This window comes from uncultured Allobosea sp., assembly GCF_945957345.1.
GTDB lineage: Bacteria > Pseudomonadota > Alphaproteobacteria > Rhizobiales > Beijerinckiaceae > Allobosea.
The window spans coordinates 79,151-99,617 of the sequence record NZ_CAMFKW010000003.1 but is presented as its reverse complement, the minus strand read 5'-3'; the positions used below and the strand labels follow the sequence as shown (position 1 = coordinate 99,617).

At 66.5% G+C, this 20,467-nt stretch carries 18 protein-coding genes; 13 read left to right on the top strand and 5 right to left on the bottom strand.

Features of this window, described 5'->3' with window-relative positions:
- Positions 1–10: 10 nt before the first annotated feature.
- Positions 11–961: a hemin ABC transporter substrate-binding protein gene (locus Q0Q36_RS02295; protein WP_293795224.1), complete on the bottom strand. Its 951-nt coding sequence runs from the start codon at positions 959–961 to the stop codon at positions 11–13.
- 347 nt (positions 962–1,308) lie between these two features.
- Between Q0Q36_RS02295 and Q0Q36_RS02290 the strand changes: the two genes are divergently transcribed.
- The 3 genes from Q0Q36_RS02290 (at position 1,309) to Q0Q36_RS02280 (ending at position 3,789) form a co-directional block, all read left to right on the top strand.
- Positions 1,309–1,656 carry an antibiotic biosynthesis monooxygenase gene (locus Q0Q36_RS02290; RefSeq protein WP_293795313.1) on the top strand — a complete coding sequence of 116 codons (348 nt, stop codon included), beginning with the start codon at positions 1,309–1,311 and terminating at the stop codon, positions 1,654–1,656.
- Positions 1,657–1,668: 12 nt separating this feature from the next.
- Positions 1,669–2,190 carry a heme utilization cystosolic carrier protein HutX gene (gene hutX, locus Q0Q36_RS02285; RefSeq protein ID WP_293795223.1) on the top strand — a complete coding sequence of 174 codons (522 nt, stop codon included), beginning with the start codon at positions 1,669–1,671 and terminating at the stop codon, positions 2,188–2,190.
- A 141-nt stretch (positions 2,191–2,331) separates the two neighbouring features.
- Positions 2,332–3,789 (top strand): hypothetical protein, encoded by a 1,458-nt coding sequence (locus Q0Q36_RS02280; RefSeq protein ID WP_293795222.1) that lies wholly within the window; start codon positions 2,332–2,334, stop codon positions 3,787–3,789.
- Positions 3,790–3,792: 3 nt separating this feature from the next.
- On the opposite strand, the gene Q0Q36_RS02275 is transcribed toward Q0Q36_RS02280, so the two are convergent.
- Positions 3,793–4,515 carry a sulfur transferase domain-containing protein gene (locus Q0Q36_RS02275; protein ID WP_293795221.1) on the bottom strand — a complete coding sequence of 241 codons (723 nt, stop codon included), beginning with the start codon at positions 4,513–4,515 and terminating at the stop codon, positions 3,793–3,795.
- A gap of 152 nt (positions 4,516–4,667) precedes the next feature.
- On the opposite strand from Q0Q36_RS02275, the gene ppa reads away from it, so the two are divergent.
- Positions 4,668–5,207, top strand: a complete 540-nt coding sequence (ppa, locus tag Q0Q36_RS02270) for an inorganic diphosphatase (protein ID WP_293795220.1) — start codon at positions 4,668–4,670, stop codon at positions 5,205–5,207.
- A gap of 197 nt (positions 5,208–5,404) precedes the next feature.
- On the opposite strand, the gene Q0Q36_RS02265 is transcribed toward ppa, so the two are convergent.
- Positions 5,405–6,280 (bottom strand): CoA ester lyase, encoded by an 876-nt coding sequence (locus Q0Q36_RS02265; RefSeq protein WP_293795219.1) that lies wholly within the window; start codon positions 6,278–6,280, stop codon positions 5,405–5,407.
- Positions 6,281–6,428: 148 nt separating this feature from the next.
- On the opposite strand from Q0Q36_RS02265, the gene Q0Q36_RS25080 reads away from it, so the two are divergent.
- The 6 genes from Q0Q36_RS25080 (at position 6,429) to Q0Q36_RS02230 (ending at position 12,866) form a co-directional block, all read left to right on the top strand.
- Positions 6,429–8,141 (top strand): serine/threonine dehydratase, encoded by a 1,713-nt coding sequence (locus Q0Q36_RS25080; protein WP_367187150.1) that lies wholly within the window; start codon positions 6,429–6,431, stop codon positions 8,139–8,141.
- Between the two features lie 74 nt (positions 8,142–8,215).
- A complete protein-coding gene (locus Q0Q36_RS02250; protein WP_293795218.1) occupies positions 8,216–9,277 on the top strand; it encodes a MaoC family dehydratase in 1,062 nt (353 codons plus the stop codon).
- 154 nt (positions 9,278–9,431) lie between these two features.
- Positions 9,432–9,830, top strand: coding sequence for a succinate dehydrogenase, cytochrome b556 subunit (gene sdhC / locus Q0Q36_RS02245; protein WP_293795311.1), 399 nt, complete (start codon positions 9,432–9,434; stop codon positions 9,828–9,830).
- 11 nt (positions 9,831–9,841) lie between these two features.
- Positions 9,842–10,234 (top strand): succinate dehydrogenase, hydrophobic membrane anchor protein, encoded by a 393-nt coding sequence (sdhD, locus tag Q0Q36_RS02240; protein WP_293795217.1) that lies wholly within the window; start codon positions 9,842–9,844, stop codon positions 10,232–10,234.
- 4 nt (positions 10,235–10,238) lie between these two features.
- Positions 10,239–12,071 (top strand): succinate dehydrogenase flavoprotein subunit, encoded by a 1,833-nt coding sequence (gene sdhA / locus Q0Q36_RS02235; RefSeq protein WP_293795215.1) that lies wholly within the window; start codon positions 10,239–10,241, stop codon positions 12,069–12,071.
- Between the two features lie 9 nt (positions 12,072–12,080).
- Entirely contained in the window at positions 12,081–12,866 is a 786-nt protein-coding gene (locus Q0Q36_RS02230; protein ID WP_293795214.1) for a succinate dehydrogenase iron-sulfur subunit, read from the top strand.
- A gap of 187 nt (positions 12,867–13,053) precedes the next feature.
- On the opposite strand, the gene Q0Q36_RS02225 is transcribed toward Q0Q36_RS02230, so the two are convergent.
- Complete coding sequence (locus tag Q0Q36_RS02225) at positions 13,054–14,295, bottom strand: FAD-binding oxidoreductase (RefSeq protein WP_293795213.1); 1,242 nt, start codon at positions 14,293–14,295, stop codon at positions 13,054–13,056.
- Positions 14,292–15,095 carry a glutamine amidotransferase gene (locus Q0Q36_RS02220; RefSeq protein ID WP_293795212.1) on the bottom strand — a complete coding sequence of 268 codons (804 nt, stop codon included), beginning with the start codon at positions 15,093–15,095 and terminating at the stop codon, positions 14,292–14,294. The genes Q0Q36_RS02225 and Q0Q36_RS02220 overlap by 4 nt, the downstream gene beginning before the upstream one ends.
- A 249-nt stretch (positions 15,096–15,344) precedes the next feature.
- Here Q0Q36_RS02220 and Q0Q36_RS02215 point away from each other — a divergent pair, with 249 nt between their 5' ends.
- From Q0Q36_RS02215 to Q0Q36_RS02205, 3 genes are all read left to right on the top strand, one after another.
- On the top strand, positions 15,345–15,983 hold the full coding sequence (locus Q0Q36_RS02215; protein WP_293795211.1) for a TetR/AcrR family transcriptional regulator: 639 nt from the start codon (positions 15,345–15,347) through the stop codon (positions 15,981–15,983).
- Positions 15,984–16,048: 65 nt separating this feature from the next.
- The gene (locus Q0Q36_RS02210; protein ID WP_293795210.1) at positions 16,049–17,233 is read left to right on the top strand and encodes an efflux RND transporter periplasmic adaptor subunit; all 1,185 of its coding nucleotides are present in this window, start codon (positions 16,049–16,051) and stop codon (positions 17,231–17,233) included.
- A 12-nt stretch (positions 17,234–17,245) separates the two neighbouring features.
- A complete protein-coding gene (locus Q0Q36_RS02205; protein WP_293795209.1) occupies positions 17,246–20,467 on the top strand; it encodes an efflux RND transporter permease subunit in 3,222 nt (1,073 codons plus the stop codon).

Below are 20,467 nucleotides of genomic sequence, written 5' to 3'. Positions count from 1 at the left end.
GCCGCGAGGGTCACGGGGCGGCAGCGGTCTTGAGCGGCGGGATGGCGGCTTCCGGATAAATCGCGGCCATCAGGTCCCGGGCCGCCATCGGCGTGCGGGGGCCGAAGCCGAGCAGGTAGAGCCCATCCATATGGACCAGTCGCTTCTCGCCGGCCGCCGGAATCTGGGCGAAGGCAGGCATCGCGAAGAGCTCGTCGGGCGTGATGTTGTGGGCGCTGCTGTTGCGCATCATCAGCACCATCTCGGGCGCGGCGGCGGCGATCGCTTCATCGGTCATCGGCTTGTAGCCCTCGATCGCATCGGCGACGTTGATGCCGCCTGCGAGCGTGATGATGCCATCGGCCGAGCTGTTGCGGCCGCCAACCAGGGCGCGCCCGTTCTGCAGCGAGAGCAGGAAGAGGATGCGTTTCTTCTTCGCGATGCCGGAGCGCAGGGTCGCGAGCTCGTCGAAGCGCGCCTTGGTCTGCGCCGCCAGGCGCTCGGCGGGAGCGGCCGCGCCGATCGCGGCACCGATCGCGGCGATCTTGGTGGTGACGCCCTCCGGGGTCAGTCCGTCACGGATATGGGCGATCTTCACGCCGGATTCGGTGAGCAGCGACACCGCATCCGGCGGACCTGCGCCGTCGATCAGCATGATCAGCGAGGGCTTCAGCGAGAGCACGCCCTCGGCCGAGAGGGCGCGGACATAGCCGACATTGGCCTTCTCCTTCAGCGCTTCCGGCGGGAACTGGCTGGTCGAGTCGATGCCGACGATGCGGTCCTGCAGACCGAGCGCATAGATCACCTCGGTGATGACGCCGCCGGCGACGACGATGCGATCCGGCGTCTGCGCCAGCGCCGTGCCCGGCAGGGTGGCGGGGAGCCCGAGACCGAGCGCGCTCAGGGCGAGGGCTGCCGCTATCTCGCGGCGGTTCGGCTGCCGGAGGCCGCGATGCGCTTGGGTGATGCGCGAGCGAGACATATCGCAACTCCATTTGGGCGAGAGCGGATTTCACCGCCAAAGATGCCCAAGCAAAAAGGTTGTATGCAGTTTAAAATCATTCCATTCAAAGTAGATCTTGTTTATAATTATTCAAAACAATATCTACTTCATGGTGTTATTGACGCTGATATTAGCCTTTACTACAAGGGGTCAAGGGCAACGCCACAGCGCAGCCGGCCTCGTCAGGCGATACTGCCGGGTAGTCGGTCGTCGCTCATGCGCATTTCCGGGTCGAACCCTCCTTTTGGAGACGGTCGAGCGGGGTGGCGATCGCCCGGAATCGTTCGTTCTCGCCAATTCCGGCGCGTCAGATGCAGGGTTTACCGATGTTCATCGCCATGAATCGCTTCAAGGTCGTCAAGGGCGAGGAAGCCGCCTTCGAGACGGTCTGGTCCTCGCGCAAGACCCGCCTCGACGAGGTGCCGGGCTTTCTGACCTTCCACCTGCTGAAGGGGCCGGAGAAGGAGGATCACACGCTCTATTCCTCCCATACGAGCTGGGCCTCGAAGGAGGATTTCACGGTCTGGACCAAGTCCGAGCAGTTCCGCGAGTCGCATCGCAATGCCGGCCAGCCGCGACCGAAACCGATGTATCTCGGCCATCCCGAGTTCGAGGGTTTCGAGACCGTGCTGAGCGAGACCAATCCGCATCTGCCCCGCCAGGCGGCCGAGTGAGGCCTTCAGCCGATGACGACCGCTGACACCATCGCGCGCGATCCGATGGAGCATGCGCGCTCCCTGTTCGCCGCCAAGCCCGACGGGCTGATCGAGGCCGTCGCCCGCGAGGCCAAGGTCTCGACGCGCGCGGTGCTTGAGCTCCTGCCAGCCGAACAGCGGCAGCTTGTGGCGCCCGAGCGTTTCGAGGACGTCTGGAAGGAGCTCGCGACCTGGGGAACGGTGCTCTTCCTGATGCACACGCCGGACATCGTGCTGGAATGCGAGGGCTCGTTGCCGGTCGGCAGCTTCGGCCATGGCTACTATAATATTCATGGCGACAGCCCCATCGGTGGGCATATCAAGGCCGAGAACTGCCGGGCGATCTATCTGGTCGACCGCTCGACGGGGCAGGGCCGGCGCGCCTGCTCGGTGCAGTTCTTCAACGGCGCCGGCGAGGTGATGTTCAAGGTCTTCGTGCGGCGCGATGCCGCGCGCGCCTTGCTGGCGGATCAGCTGGCGAGGTTCGAAGCGCTCAAGACGGCCTTCGCCTGAGCCCTAAAAACGACACGGTAGGCAGTTCATGCATCGCGCGGTACGAGGCTGCGCGATGCGGCCACCGATGAAGGCGATGAGCGCTATTTACCAGTCGTTAACCATGTTGACGCAGCCTTCGCGGCAGAAGGCCTGCTGCGCATGACCGCATCTCGCGACCAGGAATCCCTGGACGACGATATGCGCCTGTCCGGCGAGAGGCCGTCAAACGGTCCGACGACAGGGGTCGATATGGCCGCGCATGTCACCATGGAACGAGCCCTTCTGCCGCATGGCCGCCCGGCGATGACGCTGGCGGCCGGGCGTCGCTTCGTGGCGGCGCGGGTGCCGGCGCTAAGTTCGAGCTTCGGTTCGGCGGTCCTGCTCGGCCTGCGCTTCGTCCAGGCCCGCCTGATCTCGGTCTGGGGCCTGATCATCGCGGCGGCCCTATGCCCGCCCTTCGTTTTTGCCGCTTTTGCCGTGTTTTCCGCGGCTGCAAACTTCGTTTCGATCGCCTCGCTCCTGCGGCTGGAAGCAGTGTTCTTCCAGAACAGTGACCGAGCGCGGCTCGGCCTTGCGTTCCGGCTCGCCGCTGCCGTCGGGCTGGCTTTCCTGACCATCGCTACCATTGTGCTGATCGGTCTTGCGGTCACCGGGTGGGTCGCACCGGCAGTCGCCTTCTTGTTCCTGGTCTCGCTGGCGGCGCGCTCGGTGCTGCGCTTGCTCTGGTCGGAGGCGACGGCGGAAGGCGATTTTCGCGCCATCGGAAACAGTAACGTCGTCCAGGCGGTCGTGCAGCCAGTCATCATGCTGATCCTGATCGGGATTTTCGGGCCGAAGGCACTCACGCTGTTCATGGCCGATGCGCTCGGGCATGTCCTGGCGGCCGCCTATCTGCTACGGCGCCGGCGCGACGCCGTCGCGGCGCTGGTTCGACCGGCGCTGTGGTCCCGGCAAAGCCTTGTGCAGGCGGCCTTCCGCTGGCGGGACGCGCCACGTGCATTGCTGCCTTCCGCGCTGTTGGCCTACGGATTTGCGATCGCGCCGCTGCTCGCCTTGCCCTATGCCAGCAACACCGTGCTCGCGGCGCAGGTCGCGCTGTCGATGCGACTCCTGGACATGCCGAGCCAGATGTTCGGCACGGTCTCGATCCCGCTCGTGCTGAACCGCCTGCGCACCCATGCCGGCGCACGCCGGCGCTTTTGGGCACGGATCATAACGCTTGGCCTAGTGGTCGGTGCCACGGCCCTGTTCAGTGCCGTTGCCATCGCCGCGCTCGTGGCCGACCATTGGCTCGTCGGCACCAAATGGCAGGACCTGGGCCAAGTCGTCGCGTTGCTGGCGGCGTTCTATATCGGCATCGCCGTGCTTGGGCCGCTGCAGGAGGTGGCAACGCTCTCGCGCCAACCCTTCTGGCAGGTCGCGATCAATGGTGTCGCGCTCGTCGCGATCGTGGCGGCGATGGCGTGGTTCCGTGCCCTCTCGCCGGAGCTGCTGCTGACGATCGGTGCCATTTCCATCCTGAGGACGCTGACGCATACCGTCTTCATCTGGCTGCACCTCGACGATCCCGCCGAGGCTCCTTCAAACGGCTACGCCGCATCAGGCGCGGCCCGCTGAGGGCTATTCGCGCCGGATCAGCCTGTCGGCGATGAGCGACGAGAACAGCCCGGGCTTGAACTCACGCTCCAGCCGCTCGGGATCGTAGATCGTGGCGACCCAATCCAGGAAGGGGATACCCTTCACTTCGCCCTCGCGGCGATAGGCCTCGAAAAAGGCGTCGAGGATACCGGTCTTGGCGAAGCGGAAATGGCCGTAGCGCAGCGCGAGCTGGCGCATGGCCTCGTCGAGCGGACGCCCTTCATGGACGAGCAGATAGAGCGCCGAGAAGAAGCCGGCCCGATCGGCGCCGGACTTGCAATGCACCAGGGCGGGCTCGTCGAGGCTCTCGAAGAAGGCCTTGGCGCCGAGAATGGTCTTGCGGTCCGGGGCGCCGCGCGAGCGCAGCACGAAATCGACGAGTTGGATGCCGTGGCGCTCGCAGGCTTCCTTCTGTAGCGGCCAGGAGCCGTGCTCACGCCCGCCGCGCAGATTGACGATGGTTTTCACGCCCTTTCGGGCGAAGGCCGCGATCTGGCCGGGTGCCGGCTGGGCCGAGCGCCAGAGCCGCGGGGTGACGCGGTGCGCATTGAGATAGGCGAGCCGGAAGATGCCGTGGTCGACCAAGATCATATTGGCCCAGGCGCGCAGGCGCTGGCCGCGCCCTTCGATCGGCCGGTCCCAGCGGGCGATGCGGGCCATGCGGCGGGCATAGCGCTCTTCGTCGGGGCGCATGCGGCTCAGCACGGCCTGATCTCGGGGCTGTTCATGGGGCGCCGGATAGCAGCGCGGGCGCGCCTGCGCAAATCGTCTGATGACCAATCATGGCGGAAGGGGTTGGACTTTTCGCCGCGAACTTGCATAAGGCCCGGCAAAATTCCCAAGCGACAGGTTCCAGCATGCGCATCGACGCCATCTCCATCGGCAAGAACCCGCCCGAAGAAGTCAATGTCCTGATCGAAGTGGCGATCGGGGGCGAGCCGATCAAGTACGAGATGGACAAGGAGGCCGGCACGCTCTTCGTCGACCGTTTCCTCTATACGCCGATGCGCTATCCCGGAAACTACGGCTTCATCCCGCATACGCTTTCGGAAGACGGCGACCCTTGCGACGTTCTGGTCGCCAATACGCGCCCGCTGGTGCCCGGCTCTTATATCGCGGTGCGTCCGATCGGCGTGATGCTGATGGAGGACGAGGGCGGCGGCGACGAGAAGATCATCGCCGTGCCGGTGCCGAAGCTGACCAAGCGCTACGAGAACGTGCACAACTACACCGATCTGCCGCAGATCACGCTCGACCAGATCCAGCACTTCTTCGAGCACTACAAGGATCTGGAGCCGGGCAAGTGGGTGAAGCTCAAGGGCTGGGGCGACGCCGCCATGGCCAAGAAGCTGATCGTCGAGGCGATCGACCGGGCGAAGGCAGAGAAGAAGGGCTGAGTGCCTGCGGCAGCCGTCACCTGCGTTGACGAAGGGTGTCATCCCGCACGCGCTGCGGCACGCAGTGCTGCTGCGCAGATGCGGGACCGTCTTCAGATAGGGGCGCCTGCCGGTCACGCGATCCCGTGTCTGCGCAGCGGCACTTCGCGCCGCGACGCGCACGGGATGACACTCGCCTTCCGGAAGCGAGATAGCCCTCAGGCCGCGATCGCGTCCGCCAGCGCCACCGTCCGCCTTGCCATCTCGGCATGCAGCAGTTCGACCATGCGGCCGTCGAGCTGGATCGCGCCCTTGCCCGCATTCTCCGGCAAGTCGAAAGCGGCGATGACGGCGCGGGCCTTGGTCAGCTCGGTCTCGTCGGGGGCGAAGACCGCATTGGCCACCGTGACCTGCGAGGGATGGATCAGGGTGCGGCCGTCGAAGCCGAGATCGCGGCCCTGCTTGCATTCGGCCAGGAAGCCGGCCTCGTCCTTGATGTCGTTATAGACGCCGTCGAGGATGTCGATGCCATGGGCGCGGGCAGCGAGCAGCGCGCTGGTCAGCCAGGGCAGCATCGGCGCGCGGCCGGGCACGAAGCGGGCACGGGTTTCCTTGGCGAGGTCGTTGGTGCCCATCACGAAACAGGCGAGCCGCGTCACGGGATCGCGGGCGGCACGGGCGATGCGCTCGACATCCAGGATGGCGAGCGGCGTCTCGATCATGGCCCACACGGCGATCGAGGCGTCGGCCCAGAGACCATTCAATTGATGGCCGACCTCGTGCAGCGTCTCGGGGCTTGAGACCTTCGGGATCAGGATCGCCTGCGGCTTGGCCTCGGCTGCGGCGGCGAGATCATCAGCGAACCAGGGTGTCCCGACGCCGTTGACGCGGATCACCAGCTCGCGCCTGCCATAGCCGCCGGCCTTCACCGCGGCGCAGACGCGCGCGCGCGCTTCAGCTTTCGCCTCAGGGGCGACAGCGTCTTCGAGGTCGAGGATCATCACATCGGCCGCGATCTCGCGGGCCTTTTCGAGCGCGCGGGCGTTCGAGCCGGGCATGTAGAGGGCGCTGCGGCGGGGGCGTATCGTGCTCATGGTCTCTCCTGACACGGGCCGGCTGTAGCTCTTGCAATTTCTTCACGCGAGCCGGGGTCCACTTCGCTTGAAAATGCTTTGGTGCTGCGCTGCACAGTAGACCAACGCAGATGCAATGCCAGCGCTGCGAAAGGCGGAGGAAATGGGGATGGCGTGGCTGGCCGGGGTCGATGGCTGCAAGGGTGGTTGGATCGTCGCCATCGCGTCCGATGACGGGAAGACCGCGCCGGTGGTCCGTGTGGTGCCGCGCTTTACCGATCTGTTCGCGGGCGAGATCGTGCCGGGCCTGGTCGCGGTGGACATGCCGATCGGCCTGCCGGACCGGGTGCAGGGTTCCGGGCGTGGGCCTGAGCAGGCTGTGCGGGCGCTGCTGGGAGACAGGCAATCCTCGGTGTTTTCGATCCCGGCGCGTCGGGCGGTCGAAGCGACCGATTATTGGGAGGCGTGCGCACTGGCTTTCGCGGCCTCCGACCCGCCGCGCAAGGTCTCAAAACAGGGTTTTCACCTGTTCCCGAAGATCCGTGAGATCGACGGGTTGCTGCGATCTGAGTTCGGTCTGCGCGAACGCGTATACGAGATCCATCCCGAGCTTGCGTTCCGGACGATGCGAGGCGCGCCGCTACTCCACCCCAAGAAGATCAAGGGCGTGGTCAATCCCGAAGGGCTCGCCGAGCGCCGCGGTCTGCTGATGGCGGCCGGCATTCCGGCCGAGGCGGCGAACTCACGCCCTCCGCGCGGGGCAGGCGTTGACGATCTGCTCGACGCGCTGGCAGCCTTGGTCGTCGCCCGGCACATTGCCGCTGGGCGCGGACGGCCCTTCCCCGATCCGCCGGGACGCGATAGCCACGGACTTCCGATTGCGATCTGGACTTATCGTCCGGTCTCCGAGCCTCGTCAGGATATCGTCATGAGCGCACGCCCCGTCACCCGTCCGATGATCGAGGAAGCGGCGGGGCGCATCGCCGGCCATGCCCGCGTCACGCCCGTGATGCGATTGGGCACGGGCGCTTTCGGCTCCGCGGCGGATATCTCGCTCAAGCTCGAATGCCTGCAGCATGCCGGCTCGTTCAAGACGCGCGGCGCCTTCAACAATCTGCTCTCGCTGCCGGTGCCGCCGGCTGGCATCTCCGCGGCATCCGGCGGCAACCATGGCGCGGCGGTGGCCTATGCCGCGATGAAGCGTGGCGTGAAGGCGACGATCTTCGTGCCGGAGATCTCGCCTGCGGCCAAGATTGAGGCGATCAAGCGCTTCGGTGCCGATGTCGTGGTCGGCGGCGCGCAATATGACGACGCGCAGGCGGCCTGCGACCGTTTCGTCGCGGAGACCGGCGCGCTCAAGATTCATCCCTTCGCCGCCGCGGAGACCATCGCCGGCCAGGGCACGCTCGGCCGTGAATGGGATTTGCAGGAGCCCGATCTCGACACCGTGCTCGTCGCGGTCGGCGGCGGCGGCCTGATCTCAGGTATCGCCAGCTGGTTCGCGGGCAGCAAGGTCAAGGTCGTCGGCGTCGAGCCGGAAGGCTCGCGCGCCTTGCAGGCAGCGCTGGATGCGAAGGGGCCGGTCGAGGTCAAGGTTGCCTCGGTGGCGGCGGATTCGCTGGGCGCCCGCAATGTCGGCCAGCTCGTCTATGACGTGACGAAGGACAGCGTCGATCATGTGGCGCTGGTGCCGGATGCGGCGATCACGGAAGCGCAAGCGCTGCTCTGGCGCGATTTCCGCCTTGCGGTCGAGCCCGGCGGGGCGGCGGCGCTGGGCGCGCTGCTCTGCGGCGCCTACAAGCCGGCGAAGGGTGAGCGGCTCGGCGTTCTCGTCTGCGGCGCGAATGTCGACTTGGCGAAGCTGGCTGCGATCGTGAGCTGACATTGCGGCTTTCGTCGGGGCTGGACGCCGCCCCTGGTTGCAACGCAAACTCGTCTGCGATCAGGAGGCGATATATGCCCGGCTCTAGCCCCAAGACCAGTTCCGGCCGTTTCTTCGAGGATTTCCACCTCGGCGACAGCATCGTCCATGCGACGCCGCGCACGGTCCGGGCTGGCGACGCCGCGCTCTACTCGGCGCTCTACGGCTCGCGCTTTGCTGTGCAGTCATCGGACGCTTTCGCGAGCGCGATCGGCTATCCCACCGCGCCGATCGACGATCTTCTGGTGTTCCACATCGTCTTCGGCAAGACCGTGCCGGATGTCTCGCTGAATGCTGTCGCCAATCTCGGCTATGCCGACGGGCGCTTCCTCAAACCGGTCTATCCGGGTGATACGCTCTCTACCACCTCCGAGGTGATCGGGCTGAAGCAGACCTCGGCGGGCGATGCCGGCATCGTCTATGTCCGCTCGATCGGCCGCAACCAGCGCGGCGAGATCGTGCTGAGCTATGCGCGCTGGGTACTGGTGCGCAAGCGCGAGCCCGGCACGCCGGCCCATGCCGAGCAGGTGCCGGAGCTGGCCAAGGCCGTGCTGCCGGAGCAGCTCGGCGAGGGCTGCCCCCGGATCGAACTCGCGGCTTACGACGATGCGCTGGCCGGCTCGCCCTTCCGCTGGGCCGACTATGCTGTCGGCGAGCGGATCGACCATGTCGACGGCATGACCGTCGAGGAGGCGGAGCACCAGCTTGCCACGAGGCTCTACCAGAACACGGCGCGGGTGCATTTCGACGCCCATGCAGCGCAGGGGACCCGCTTCGGCAAGCGCCTGATCTATGGCGGCCATGTCATCAGCCTGGCGCGGGCGCTGTCCTTCAACGGGCTCGGCAATGCTTTCCACATCGCCGCAATCAATGGCGGGCGCCACGTCGCGCCGCTCTTCGCCGGCGACACGGTCTATGCCTGGAGCGAAGTTCTGGGCAGCGCCGAGATTCCGGGGCGCAGCGATATCGGCGCGCTCCGACTCCGGCTGGTCGCGACCAAGAACCGGCCCTGTGGTGACTACCCGCTGAAGGCGGGTGACCAGTACGATCCGAGCGTGATCCTAGATTTCGACTATTGGGCAGTGCTGCCGCGCTAACGTTTTCGTAACAAAATGACGATTTTCAGAATCTGTAACTTTGTTCTGCCGATGCCGCATTGCAGCGCCGGAACGGTTTCGTTAGACAACCAGTCACTCTAGAATGATCCCAAATGGGTCCGTCCTTGTCGAGGGACCGCTTGATCGGAGAACGATATTGGCCGAGGTCAAGCCCGCAGCTCGCCCGCTTTCGCCCCACCTGCAGATCTATCGGTGGTCCTGGACGATGGCGATGTCCGTCGCCCACCGCGTCACCGGCACGGGGCTCTATATCGGCACGGTGCTGATCGCCGCCTGGCTGGTCGCGGCCGCGTCCGGCCCCGCCGCCTTTGATACGGCGCAGGCGATCGCCGGCTCCTTCCTCGGCCGGCTCGTACTCTTCCTCTACAGCTTCTCGCTGATCCACCACATGTGCGGGGGCTTGAGGCATTTCGTCTGGGACATGGGCAAGGGCTATGACTCCGAGACCCGAATGAACATGGCGAAGTTCACGCTCGTCGCCTCGGTGAGCCTGACGGTCCTGGTCTGGATCGTCGCCCTGGTCCTGCGCTGAGGAGCTGCGCCATGCTGTCCAATTCCTCGATGCGCACCCCGCTCGGCCGCGTCCGCGGCCTCGGTTCCGCCAAGTCCGGCACCGGCCATTTCTGGCTGCAGCGCGTCACCGCCGTCTCGAACCTCATCCTGACGGTGATCTTCATCGGCGTCGTCATCGCGCTGGTCGGCCGGCCCTATCCGGCCGCGGTCGCGCTGCTGTCGAACCCCTGCGTCGCGATCCTGATGTTGCTCTTCATCCTCTCGGCCTGCATCCATATGCGGCTGGGCATGCAGGTCATCATCGAGGACTACATCCATGGCGAGGGAGCCAAGGTCCTCGCCGTCATGGCCAACACCTTCTTCGCCATCGCCGTTGGTGCCGCCAGCGTCTACGCGGTGCTGAAGCTGTCTTTTGGAGGCTGATCCGATGGCGATCACAAAGTCCCGTCCGGTCCCGGCCTATACCGGCACCGCCTATCCCATCACCGACCACACCTTCGACGTCGTCGTCGTCGGCGCCGGCGGCGCCGGGCTTCGCGCGACCGTCGGCTGCTCGCAGGCGGGCCTGCGCACCGCCTGCATCACCAAGGTGTTCCCGACCCGCTCGCACACCGTCGCGGCCCAGGGCGGCGTCGCCGCCTCGCTCGGCAACATGGGCAAGGACACCTGGCAGTGGCACATGTACGACACCGTGAAGGGGTCGGACTGGCTCGGCGACCAGGACGCCATCGAATATCTCGTGCGCAACGCACCGGCCGCCGTCTACGAGCTCGAGCACTGGGGCGTGCCTTTCTCGCGCACCGAGGACGGCCGCATCTACCAGCGTCCCTTCGGCGGCATGACCACCGAATTCGGCGAGGGCCCGCCGGCCCAGCGCACCTGCGCCGCGGCCGACCGCACCGGCCACGCCATGCTGCACACGCTCTACGGCCAGGCGCTGCGCTACAATACCGAGTTCTTCATCGAATACTTCGCCATCGACCTGATCATGGACGAGGATGGCCATTGCCGCGGCGTGATCGCGCTCAAACTCGATGACGGCACACTGCACCGCTTCCGTTCGCAGCAAACCATCCTGGCGACCGGCGGCTATGGCCGCGCCTATTTCTCCGCGACCTCGGCCCATACCTGCACCGGCGACGGCGGCGGCATGGTGCTGCGCGCCGGCCTGCCGATGCAGGACATGGAGTTCGTGCAGTTCCACCCGACCGGCATCTACGGCTCGGGCTGCCTGATCACCGAAGGCGCGCGCGGCGAGGGCGGCTACCTCACCAATTCCGAGGGCGAGCGCTTCATGGAGCGCTATGCCCCTTCGGCCAAGGACCTCGCCTCGCGCGACGTCGTCTCGCGCTCGATGACGATGGAGATCCGGGCCGGCCGTGGCGTCGGCAAGGACAAGGACCACATCTACCTGCATCTGGATCATCTCGACCCGAAGATCCTGCACGAGCGCCTGCCGGGCATCTCGGAAAGCGCCAAGATCTTCGCCGGCGTCGACGTGACCCGCGAGCCGATCCCGGTCCTGCCGACTGTGCACTACAACATGGGCGGCATCCCCACGAACTATCACGGGGAAGTGCTGACGAAGGTCGGCGGCGATCCGGACACGGTGGTGCCCGGCCTGATGGCGATCGGCGAGGCGGCCTGCGTCTCCGTCCACGGCGCTAACCGACTCGGCTCCAACTCGCTGATCGACCTCGTGGTCTTCGGCCGCGCGGCCGGGCTGCGCTGCGCCGACACGGTGACGGCGGGCGAGAAGCAGCCCGAGCTGCCGAAGGGTTCCTCGGACCTCGCGCTCACCCGCCTCGACAAGTATCGCAACGCTGCGGGCGGCACGCCGACCGCGGTGCTGCGCGACCGGATGCAGCGGACGATGCAGAACAACTGCGCCGTCTATCGCGAGGGCGCCACGCTGGAAGAGGGTCACAAGCTCATCCACGAGGTCTGGAACGGCATCGCCGATGTTGGAACCAAGGACCGCTCGCTGATCTGGAATTCCGACCTGATCGAGACGCTGGAATTCGACAACCTGATCACCCAGGCGGTCGTCACCATGGACTCGGCGCTGAACCGTCCGGAAAGCCGCGGTGCGCACGCCCGCGAGGACTATCCGAACCGCGACGACAAGGACTGGATGAAGCACACGCTCGCCTGGATCGACGACGAGAAGCGCACGATCACGCTCGATGACCGGCCGGTGCACACTTACACGATGTCCAACGACATCGAGTACATCAAGCCCAAGGCACGGGTGTACTGAGGGACTCCGATGGCTGAATTCAATCTCCCGAAGAACTCCCGCCTCGTCGAGGGCAAGGCCTGGCCGAAGCCGGCCGGTGCCAAGAAGCTGACCGAGTTCAAGGTCTATCGCTGGAGCCCGGACGATACCGAAAATCCGCGCACCGACACCTATTATGTCGATCGCGACGATTGCGGGCCGATGGTTCTCGATGCGCTGATCTGGATCAAGAACAAGGTCGATCCGACGCTGACCTTCCGCCGTTCCTGCCGCGAAGGCATCTGCGGCTCCTGCGCCATGAACATGGACGGCAAGAACGGGCTGGCCTGCACCACCGGCATCGACGAGTGCGGCGCCAAGGGCAAGGTTGCGATCTATCCGCTGCCGCACATGCCCGTGGTCAAGGACCTCGTGCCTGACCTGACGCGCTTCTACGCCCAGCACGCCTCGATCGAGCCCTGGCTGAAGACGACGACACCGGCCCCCGAGAAGGAGTGGCGCCAGGCCAAGGACGACCGCGAGAAGCTCGACGGGCTCTACGAGTGCATCCTCTGCGCCTGCTGCTCGACGTCCTGCCCGAGCTACTGGTGGAACGGCGACCGCTATCTCGGCCCGGCCGCGCTGCTGCAGGCCTATCGCTGGCTGATCGATAGCCGCGACGAGGCGACGGGCGAGCGTCTGGACAATCTGGAAGACCCCTTCCGGCTCTATCGCTGCCACACCATCATGAACTGCGCGAATGCCTGCCCGAAGGGCCTGAACCCGGCCAAGGCGATCGCGGAAGTGAAGAAGATGATGGTCGCCCGCCAGGTTTGATGGCGCGCGTCATCCCGTGCGCGCTGCGGCATGTGAATGCCGCTGCGCAGACACGGGACCGTTTTCCGCCAAGGGCGCGTTCTCGTTTGAGGGCGCGCTTTTTTGTTGAAGGGGCGCCTTTTCCTGAAAACGGTCCCGCATCTGCGCAGCAGCACTGGCGTGCCGCAGCGCGTGCAGGAAGACAGCTTCAGCGGATATAGCGCTCCGGCCGGAACGGCGTCGGGTCGATCGGCGGCTTCTCGCCGCAGACCATGGCGGCGATGATCTCGCCGGTGATCGGGCCGGTCGAGAAGCCGATATGCTGGTTGCCGAAGGCGAGCCAGAGGCCGGGATTGAGGGGCGCCTCGCCGATCATCGGCAGGGAATCCGGCAAGGTCGGGCGTGCGCCGCGCCAGGTTTCCCCGACGACCTCTTCGAGCGGAAAGGCCTCGCGGGCCGACGCCGTCGCGCTGTCGATCTGCCGGTGGTCATCGGCCGCGTCGCGGAAGGAGAGGTCGACGCCGCTGGTGACGCGAAAACCCTGCTCCATCGGCGCCAGGTAATAGGCGCCGTCGACGTCGTAGAGCGGACGCGACAGGCCGGTGCCGGCTGCCGGCTTGAGATGGCGGTGATAGCCGCGCTCGACATCGAGCCAGGGATCGATTCCGAGCGGCTTCAGCAGGTCGCCGCTCCAGGGACCGAGCGCAACGACCGCAAGATCGGCCTCGAAGCTGCCTGCGGCGGTGCTCGCGCGCCAGCCCTTGCCGGTGCGGGCGAGGCCGGTGATCGCGGCCTGCTCGATCCGGCCGCCGCGCTCGGCGAAGAGCGCCGCATAGGCTTCGGTAACGGCGCCGGGGGAATCGACCGAGCCGACGCAGGGGATCAGCAATCCGGCCGGGAAAATCGGATTCAGGCTCGGCTCGAGACCGGAAATGCCCTGCCGGTCTAGAATTTGCGACTCGATGCCGTGGCGCTTCAGGAGATCATGCTCGGCCCGCGCGGCGCCATGGCCGGCTTGTGTGCGCCAGAGCTTGAGCGTGCCGGTCTCGCGCAGGCGATGCGAGACGCCGGCCTCGGCCATCAGGGCGCGGTGGCGGTCGACCGTGCTCGCGGTCAGCGCCTGCAAGGCGGCGATGCGGGCTGGGCCCTGCGAGGGCCGGGCTTCCCAGAGGAAGCGCAGCAGCCAGCCCGGCCGGCTGAAAGCGCGAGCCCAGCTCAGGTTGAGCGCGGGATGGTGGTTGCCGAGATAGCTCGTGATCTTGGCGTAGAGCGAGGGGTTGTTCAGCGGCAGGATCGAGGAGGCCGCGAGCACGCCGGCATTGCCGTAGGAGGTTTCGCGGCCCGGCTCCTTGCGATCGATCAGCGTGACGGCGATGCCGCGCTTCTGGAGCGCGAGCGCGCAGGAGACGCCGACCATGCCGGCGCCGAGAACGAGAGCTGTACGGGTCAAGGCGATGTCGTTCCGGCTTCGGCCGGCTCCTTCAGCCAATGGTCGAGGAAGGCGTCGAGCCAGAGCCGGATTGCCGGGTCGTGCTGGAACCAGCCGGGAATATGGGTATGGCCGAGCTGGGCGCCGGGCATCAGCGTGCGCTCGTAGCCGCGCACCGACCAGCGATACATCATCGCCGGCGTCACCTCCGGATGGAACTGGATGCCATAGGCCTTCGAGCCAGTGCGAATGGCCTGGACCGGGAAATCGCCGCCGGTGGCAAGGCATTCCGCCCCGGTCGGACAATCGAAGCCGTCGCGGTGCCACTGATAGACCGTGCCGGGCCAACTGAAGCCAGCCGTCGCGGCGTGGGAATGGCCGCTTTCCGTGATCGCGAGCGGATAATAGCCGACCTCGGCGCGGCCTTCGCCATGGGTATAGACGCGCGCGCCCATATGCTTCGCCAGCATCTGCGCGCCGAGGCAGATGCCGAGGAAGGCGGCGTCCTCCTTCAGGCACGTGCCGATCCAGTCGATCTCGGCCTTGACGAAATCCTCGGGATCGTTGGCGCCCATCGGGCCGCCGAAGATCACGGCACCGGCATGCTCGCGCATCGTCGCTGGCAGAGGATCGCCGAAGCGCGGCTTGCGGATGTCGAGCGTATGGCCGCGCGCCTGCAGCAGGCGGCCGACGCGGCCGGGTGTCGAATGCTCCTGATGCAGCACGACCAGCACCGGCTTGGGCGCGGGCCCAGGCTTGCGGGCGGTAAGGGGGGAGCGGGTGCGGCGAGCCGGACGCAAGGGTAAGGCGTGGTCGTTCATCGCGGACTTCAAGGTCGCTCGCGCGGAACGTCGAAGAGGGACGGTGCGCGAAGCCATGCCAGATCGCTCCCGAGCATGCGGTTCCAGACGGAACGAAGCAAGCAATTTATGCGCCGGAATGCGGCAATGGTCCCGCAATCTTCAGGTTGCCTATCGCCACAGCAACGACCGCGAGGGGCGCACAACTTGACGTCACCGGTCATTTCTGAGATGAGAATGAACGTTCATTCTCATTCGTATCGAGTTCCGATGCCACCTGTGGTTCCCGCGTCGCTGTCCGAATCCGCCCTGTCGGAGCGCCATATCCGTATTCTCGATGCGGCCGAGCGCGTCTTCGCGCGCGCGGGCTTCCATGCCGCGACGATGCAGGATGTCGCGGCCGAGGCGAGCATGAGCCCGGGCAATCTCTATCGCTATTTCAGCTCCAAGGACGCGATCATCGAGGGCATGACCGAGCGCGACCGCAGCCTGATCGCGGAGGATTTCGGCAAGCTCTGCCCGAAGAACGGCTCGCTGCTCGACCAGCTCGAGGCACTCGGCCGCAAGCATCTCGTGCAACAGCCGCGTGAGAAGGCGGTGATCGCGCTGCAGATCTGGGCCGAGGCCGCGCGCAATCCGGGCATGGCGCGGATGTGCGCGGATATCGAGGGCACCGTGATCGAAGGGCTCGCGGCGGCGATCCGCGAGGCCAAGTCGAACGGTGAATTGCCGCCGCGGCTCGACGAAGGCCGCTTCCTGATGGCGATTTCGATGATGGCGGACGGCTTCTTCTGCCGGCGCGCGATGGACCCGAATTTCGACATCATCACCGCTGCCGACACGCTTTTCACCAGCATGCGCCAGCTCGCGCAGACCATGCTCCTGCCCGAAACGGAGACGCAGCCGTGATCTCTGCTTCCGCCAGGCTTTTCCCGTTTCCGTCCGGCCCGACGGCCGCAACAGGATCCTTTCCGATGCCTCTTCGTTCGATCGTTCCGCTCTCCGCGATGATCGCGCTTAGCCTGCTGGCCGCCCCCCTTCCGGCGTGGGCCGAGACCGCCAAGCAGCCGGCAGCGTCCGCGGCAGCCGGTCCTTCCGTCACGGTGACGCAGGCTCAGACCACCGAGATCGTCCAGAGCGTGGTCGTCTCCGGCTCCATCGTCGCGCGCGACGAAGTCCTGGTCGCGCCGGAAGTCGACGGCCTTTCGATCGTCGAATTGCTGGCGCAGGAGGGTGACAAGGTCGCTCAGGGGCAGGTGCTCGCCCGGCTGAACCGCACGACGCTCGATGTCCAGAAGGCGCAGAACGACGCCCAGATCGCCCGCGCCGAGGCGCTCGTCGCCCAGGCCAAGGCCCAGATCGCCGAGGCCGACGCCAATCTTGTCCAGGCCAATAATGCTTTCGATCGCACCAAGGCGTTGCGCGACAGCGGCAATGCCAGTGTCGAGATGTTCGACCAGCGTGCCGCCGCAGCGCGCTCCGGGCAGGCGCGCGCCAACTCGGCCCGGCAGGCGCTGGCGATGGCCAGCGCCGATCTCGCGCTCGCTCAGGCGCAGGGCAAGGACATCACTGTCAAGCTGGCGCGCACCGAGATCAAGGCACCGCGCGCCGGCACGATCAGCCGCCGTACGGCCCGGCTCGGCGCGATGGCGAGCATGCTGCCGCAGAGCGACCCGCTGTTCCGGATCATCGCCGATGGTGCGGTCGAGCTGGAGGCGCAGGTCGCCGAGGTCGAACTGCCCCGGCTCAAGCTCGGCCAGAGCGTCGCGGTTACGCCGGCCGGTGCCAAGGAAGCCCTGGCGGGTAGCATCCGCCTGATCATGCCGGAGGTCGACAAGGCGTCGCGGCTCGGCCGCGTGCTCGTCGCGCTCGACGGCAATCCGCCGGTCGCGATCGGCTCCTTCGCACGCGGGGTCATCGAGACCGGCCGCAAGCGCGCTGTCACGTTGCCGCTTTCCGCGATCACCTATAACCGCTCGGGCGCGACGGTTCAGTCGGTGAAGGACGGCAAGGTCACGACCAGGCCGGTCACGCTTGGGCTCCTGGGCGATGGCCGCGCCGAGATCGTGAGCGGCATCAGCGATGGCGAGACCGTGGTAGCCCGCGCCGGCACCTTCGTGCGCGACGGCGACCTCGTCACGCCCGTCCCGACGAACTGACGGGCGGCCGCGATGAACGTCAATTTCTCCGCCTGGTCGATCCGGAAGCCGGTTCCGGCCATCCTGCTCTTCGTCGTGCTCTGCGTCCTTGGGCTGCTGGCCTTTTCGAAGCTGCCGGTGACGCGCTTCCCGAATATCGACATTCCGCTGGTCTCGGTCACCGTGACGCAGTCCGGCGCGGCGCCGGCCGAGCTCGAGAGCCAGGTCAGCAAGCGTGTCGAGGACACGGTCGCGAACATCACCGGCGTGAAGCACGTCACCTCGACACTGACCGACGGCCAGTCGCTGACGCTGATCGAGTTCCGGCTCGAAACCAACACCGACCGGGCCGTCAACGACGTCAAGGACGCGATCGCCAAGATCCGCGCCGACCTGCCGCGCACGATCGACGAGCCGATCATCCAGCGCATCGATGTCGAGGGCCAGTCGATCCTGACCTATGGCGCGGCCTCGGCCGGCATGACGCTCGAACAGCTCTCCTGGCATGTCGACGACGTCGTCGCGCGCGAATTGCAGGGGTTGAAGGGCGTTGGCCGGGTCGAGCGCTATGGCGGTGTCGATCGCGAGATCCGCATCTCGCTGGACCCCGATCGCTTGCTCGCGCTCGGCATCACAGCGGGCGAGGTCAACCGCCAGATCCGCGCGACCAATGTCGACCTCGCCGGCGGGCGCGGCGAGGTCGGCGGGCAGGAGCAGGCGATCCGCACGCTCGCGGGTGCGCGCACGGTCGCCGATCTCGCGGAGACCAAGATCACGCTGTCGGGCGGGCGCGAGGTACGCCTGAAGGAGCTCGGCCGCGTCGAGGATTCGAATTCCGAGCCGCGCGCCTTCGGCCGCCTCAACAAGAGCCCGGTCGTGACCTTCGCGGTGTTTCGCTCGAAGGGCTCGAGCGAGCTCTCGGTCAAGGATGTCGTGTCGCAGCGCGTCGCCGAGCTGAACAAGCGCTTCCCGGACATCAAGATCACGCCGATCGACGATGCCGTTGCCTATACCCACGGCAACTACAAGGCGGCGATGGAGACGCTGCTGGAGGGCGCTGCGCTCGCCGTCATTGTCGTCTTCCTGTTCCTGCGTAACTGGCGGGCGACGCTGATCACGGCGATCGCCCTGCCGCTCTCGGCCATTCCCACCTTCTGGGCGATGGAGCTGATGGGCTTCTCGCTCAATCTCGTCAGCCTGCTCGGCATCACGCTGGTGACCGGTATCCTGGTCGATGACGCCATCGTCGAGATCGAGAACATCGTCCGGCACATGAAGATGGGCAAATCGCCCTATCGCGCCGCGATGGAGGCGGCCGACGAGATCGGGCTCGCGGTCATCGCGATCACGCTGACCATCGTCGCGATCTTCGCGCCGGTCTCCTTCATGGGCGGCGTCGCCGGCCAGTATTTCCGACAGTTCGGCCTCACCGTCGCGGTCGCCGTGCTGTTCTCGTTGCTCGTCGCGCGCCTGATCACGCCGATGATGGCGGCCTATCTGATGCGGCCGGTCCACCATGCCGACCCCAAGGACGGGTTCGTCATGGGCGCCTATGTCGGCCTCCTGAAAACGACGCTGAAGAAGCGGCACATGCCGTTCTTCCCGCGCTTCGACGGCACAGGCCGTTGGCGGACGATGCCGTTCAACACGGCCTATGCGACGCTCGTCGTCGGATTCATGTTCCTGGTCGGCTCGATCCAGGCGACGCAGATGCTGCCGACCGGCTTCATCCCGGACGAAGACACCTCGCGCGTCGTGGCTAGCGTGGAATTGCCGCCAGGCTCGACGCTGGAGGATACCCGCGTCACCACCGACAAGCTCGTCGACGTGCTGAAGACGATCCCCGAGGTGCGCGATGTTTTCGTGCTCGGTGGGGCATCGCCGACCGGCCAGCGCGAGGTGCGCCGTGCCGCGGTCTTCATCCTGCTCAAGCCCAAGGCCGAGCGCGACATCAAGCAGAAGGAGCTGAAGGTCACCATCGCCGAGAAGCTCGCCAGCGTGCCGGACGTGCGCGCCTGGTATGTCAACGAGCGCGGCGAGCGCGAGATGGCGTTCTCGATCCTGTCCAAGGATGGCGAGGCGTTGGATGCAGCCGTCGCCAAGATCGAGGCGCGGATGCGCCAGGTCGACGGCTATCTCAACGTCGCGACGGCGGGCTCGCTGAGCCGGCCGGAATTGCGGGTCACGCCGAAGCTGGAGGAGGCCGCCAATCTCGGCGTCACGCCCGAGGCGATCTCGGAAGCCGTGCGCGTCGCCACGATCGGCGATGTCGGGCCGAACCTCGCCAAGTTCAACGCGGGCGACCGGCTGGTGCCGATCCGCGTCCAGCTCGACGAGGCCGCCCGCACCGACATGCGCAATATCGCGGCCTTGCGCGTGACCAATGCGACCGGCGTCTCGATCCCGATGACGGCGGTGGCCGATATCGGCTTCGGCGAAGGGCCGAGCTCGATCGACCGCTATGACCGCGTCCGCCGCGCCCAGATCGGCGCCGACCTGAAGCGCGGCTTCGAGCTTGGCACCGCGCACGACACGTTCCAGGAGATCGTCAAGGAGGTCGGCCTGCCTCCGGGCGTCTGGATCGCCGCGACCGGCGATGCCGAGATCCAGGGCGAGGTCGTGCAGGGCTTCGTCACCGCGATGACGACCGGCCTGATGCTGGTGCTGGCGGTGCTGATCCTGCTGTTCGGCTCGGTTTTCCAGCCGATCACGATCCTGCTCTCGCTGCCGCTCTCCTTCGGCGGCGTGGTGATCGCGCTGCTCGCGACCAACAACGCCGTCTCGATGCCGGTCTATATCGGCCTGCTGATGCTGATGGGCATCGTCACCAAGAACGCGATCATGCTGGTCGATTTCGCGGTCGAAGAAGTCGGGCGTGGCAAGGACCGTTTCACGGCGCTGATCGAGGCCGGTCGCAAGCGGGCACGGCCGATCCTGATGACCACGATCGCGATGGCGGCGGGCATGCTGCCCTCGGCCTATGGTGTCGGCGACGGCGGCGAGTTCCGTGCGCCGATGGCGATCGCGGTGATCGGCGGCCTGATCGTCTCGACCGTGCTCTCGCTGGTCTTCGTGCCGTCCTTCTACATGGTGATGGACGATCTCTCGCGGGCGACCGGCTGGATCTTCGGCCGCTTCTTCGGCAAGGCCGAGGACGAAAGCCAGTGGGAGCCGATCGAGGAGCATGCGACACCCGCGATCGTGACGGCGGAAGCGATGTCGAAGCCGACTCCGCCGCGCATGGCGGCGGAGTGA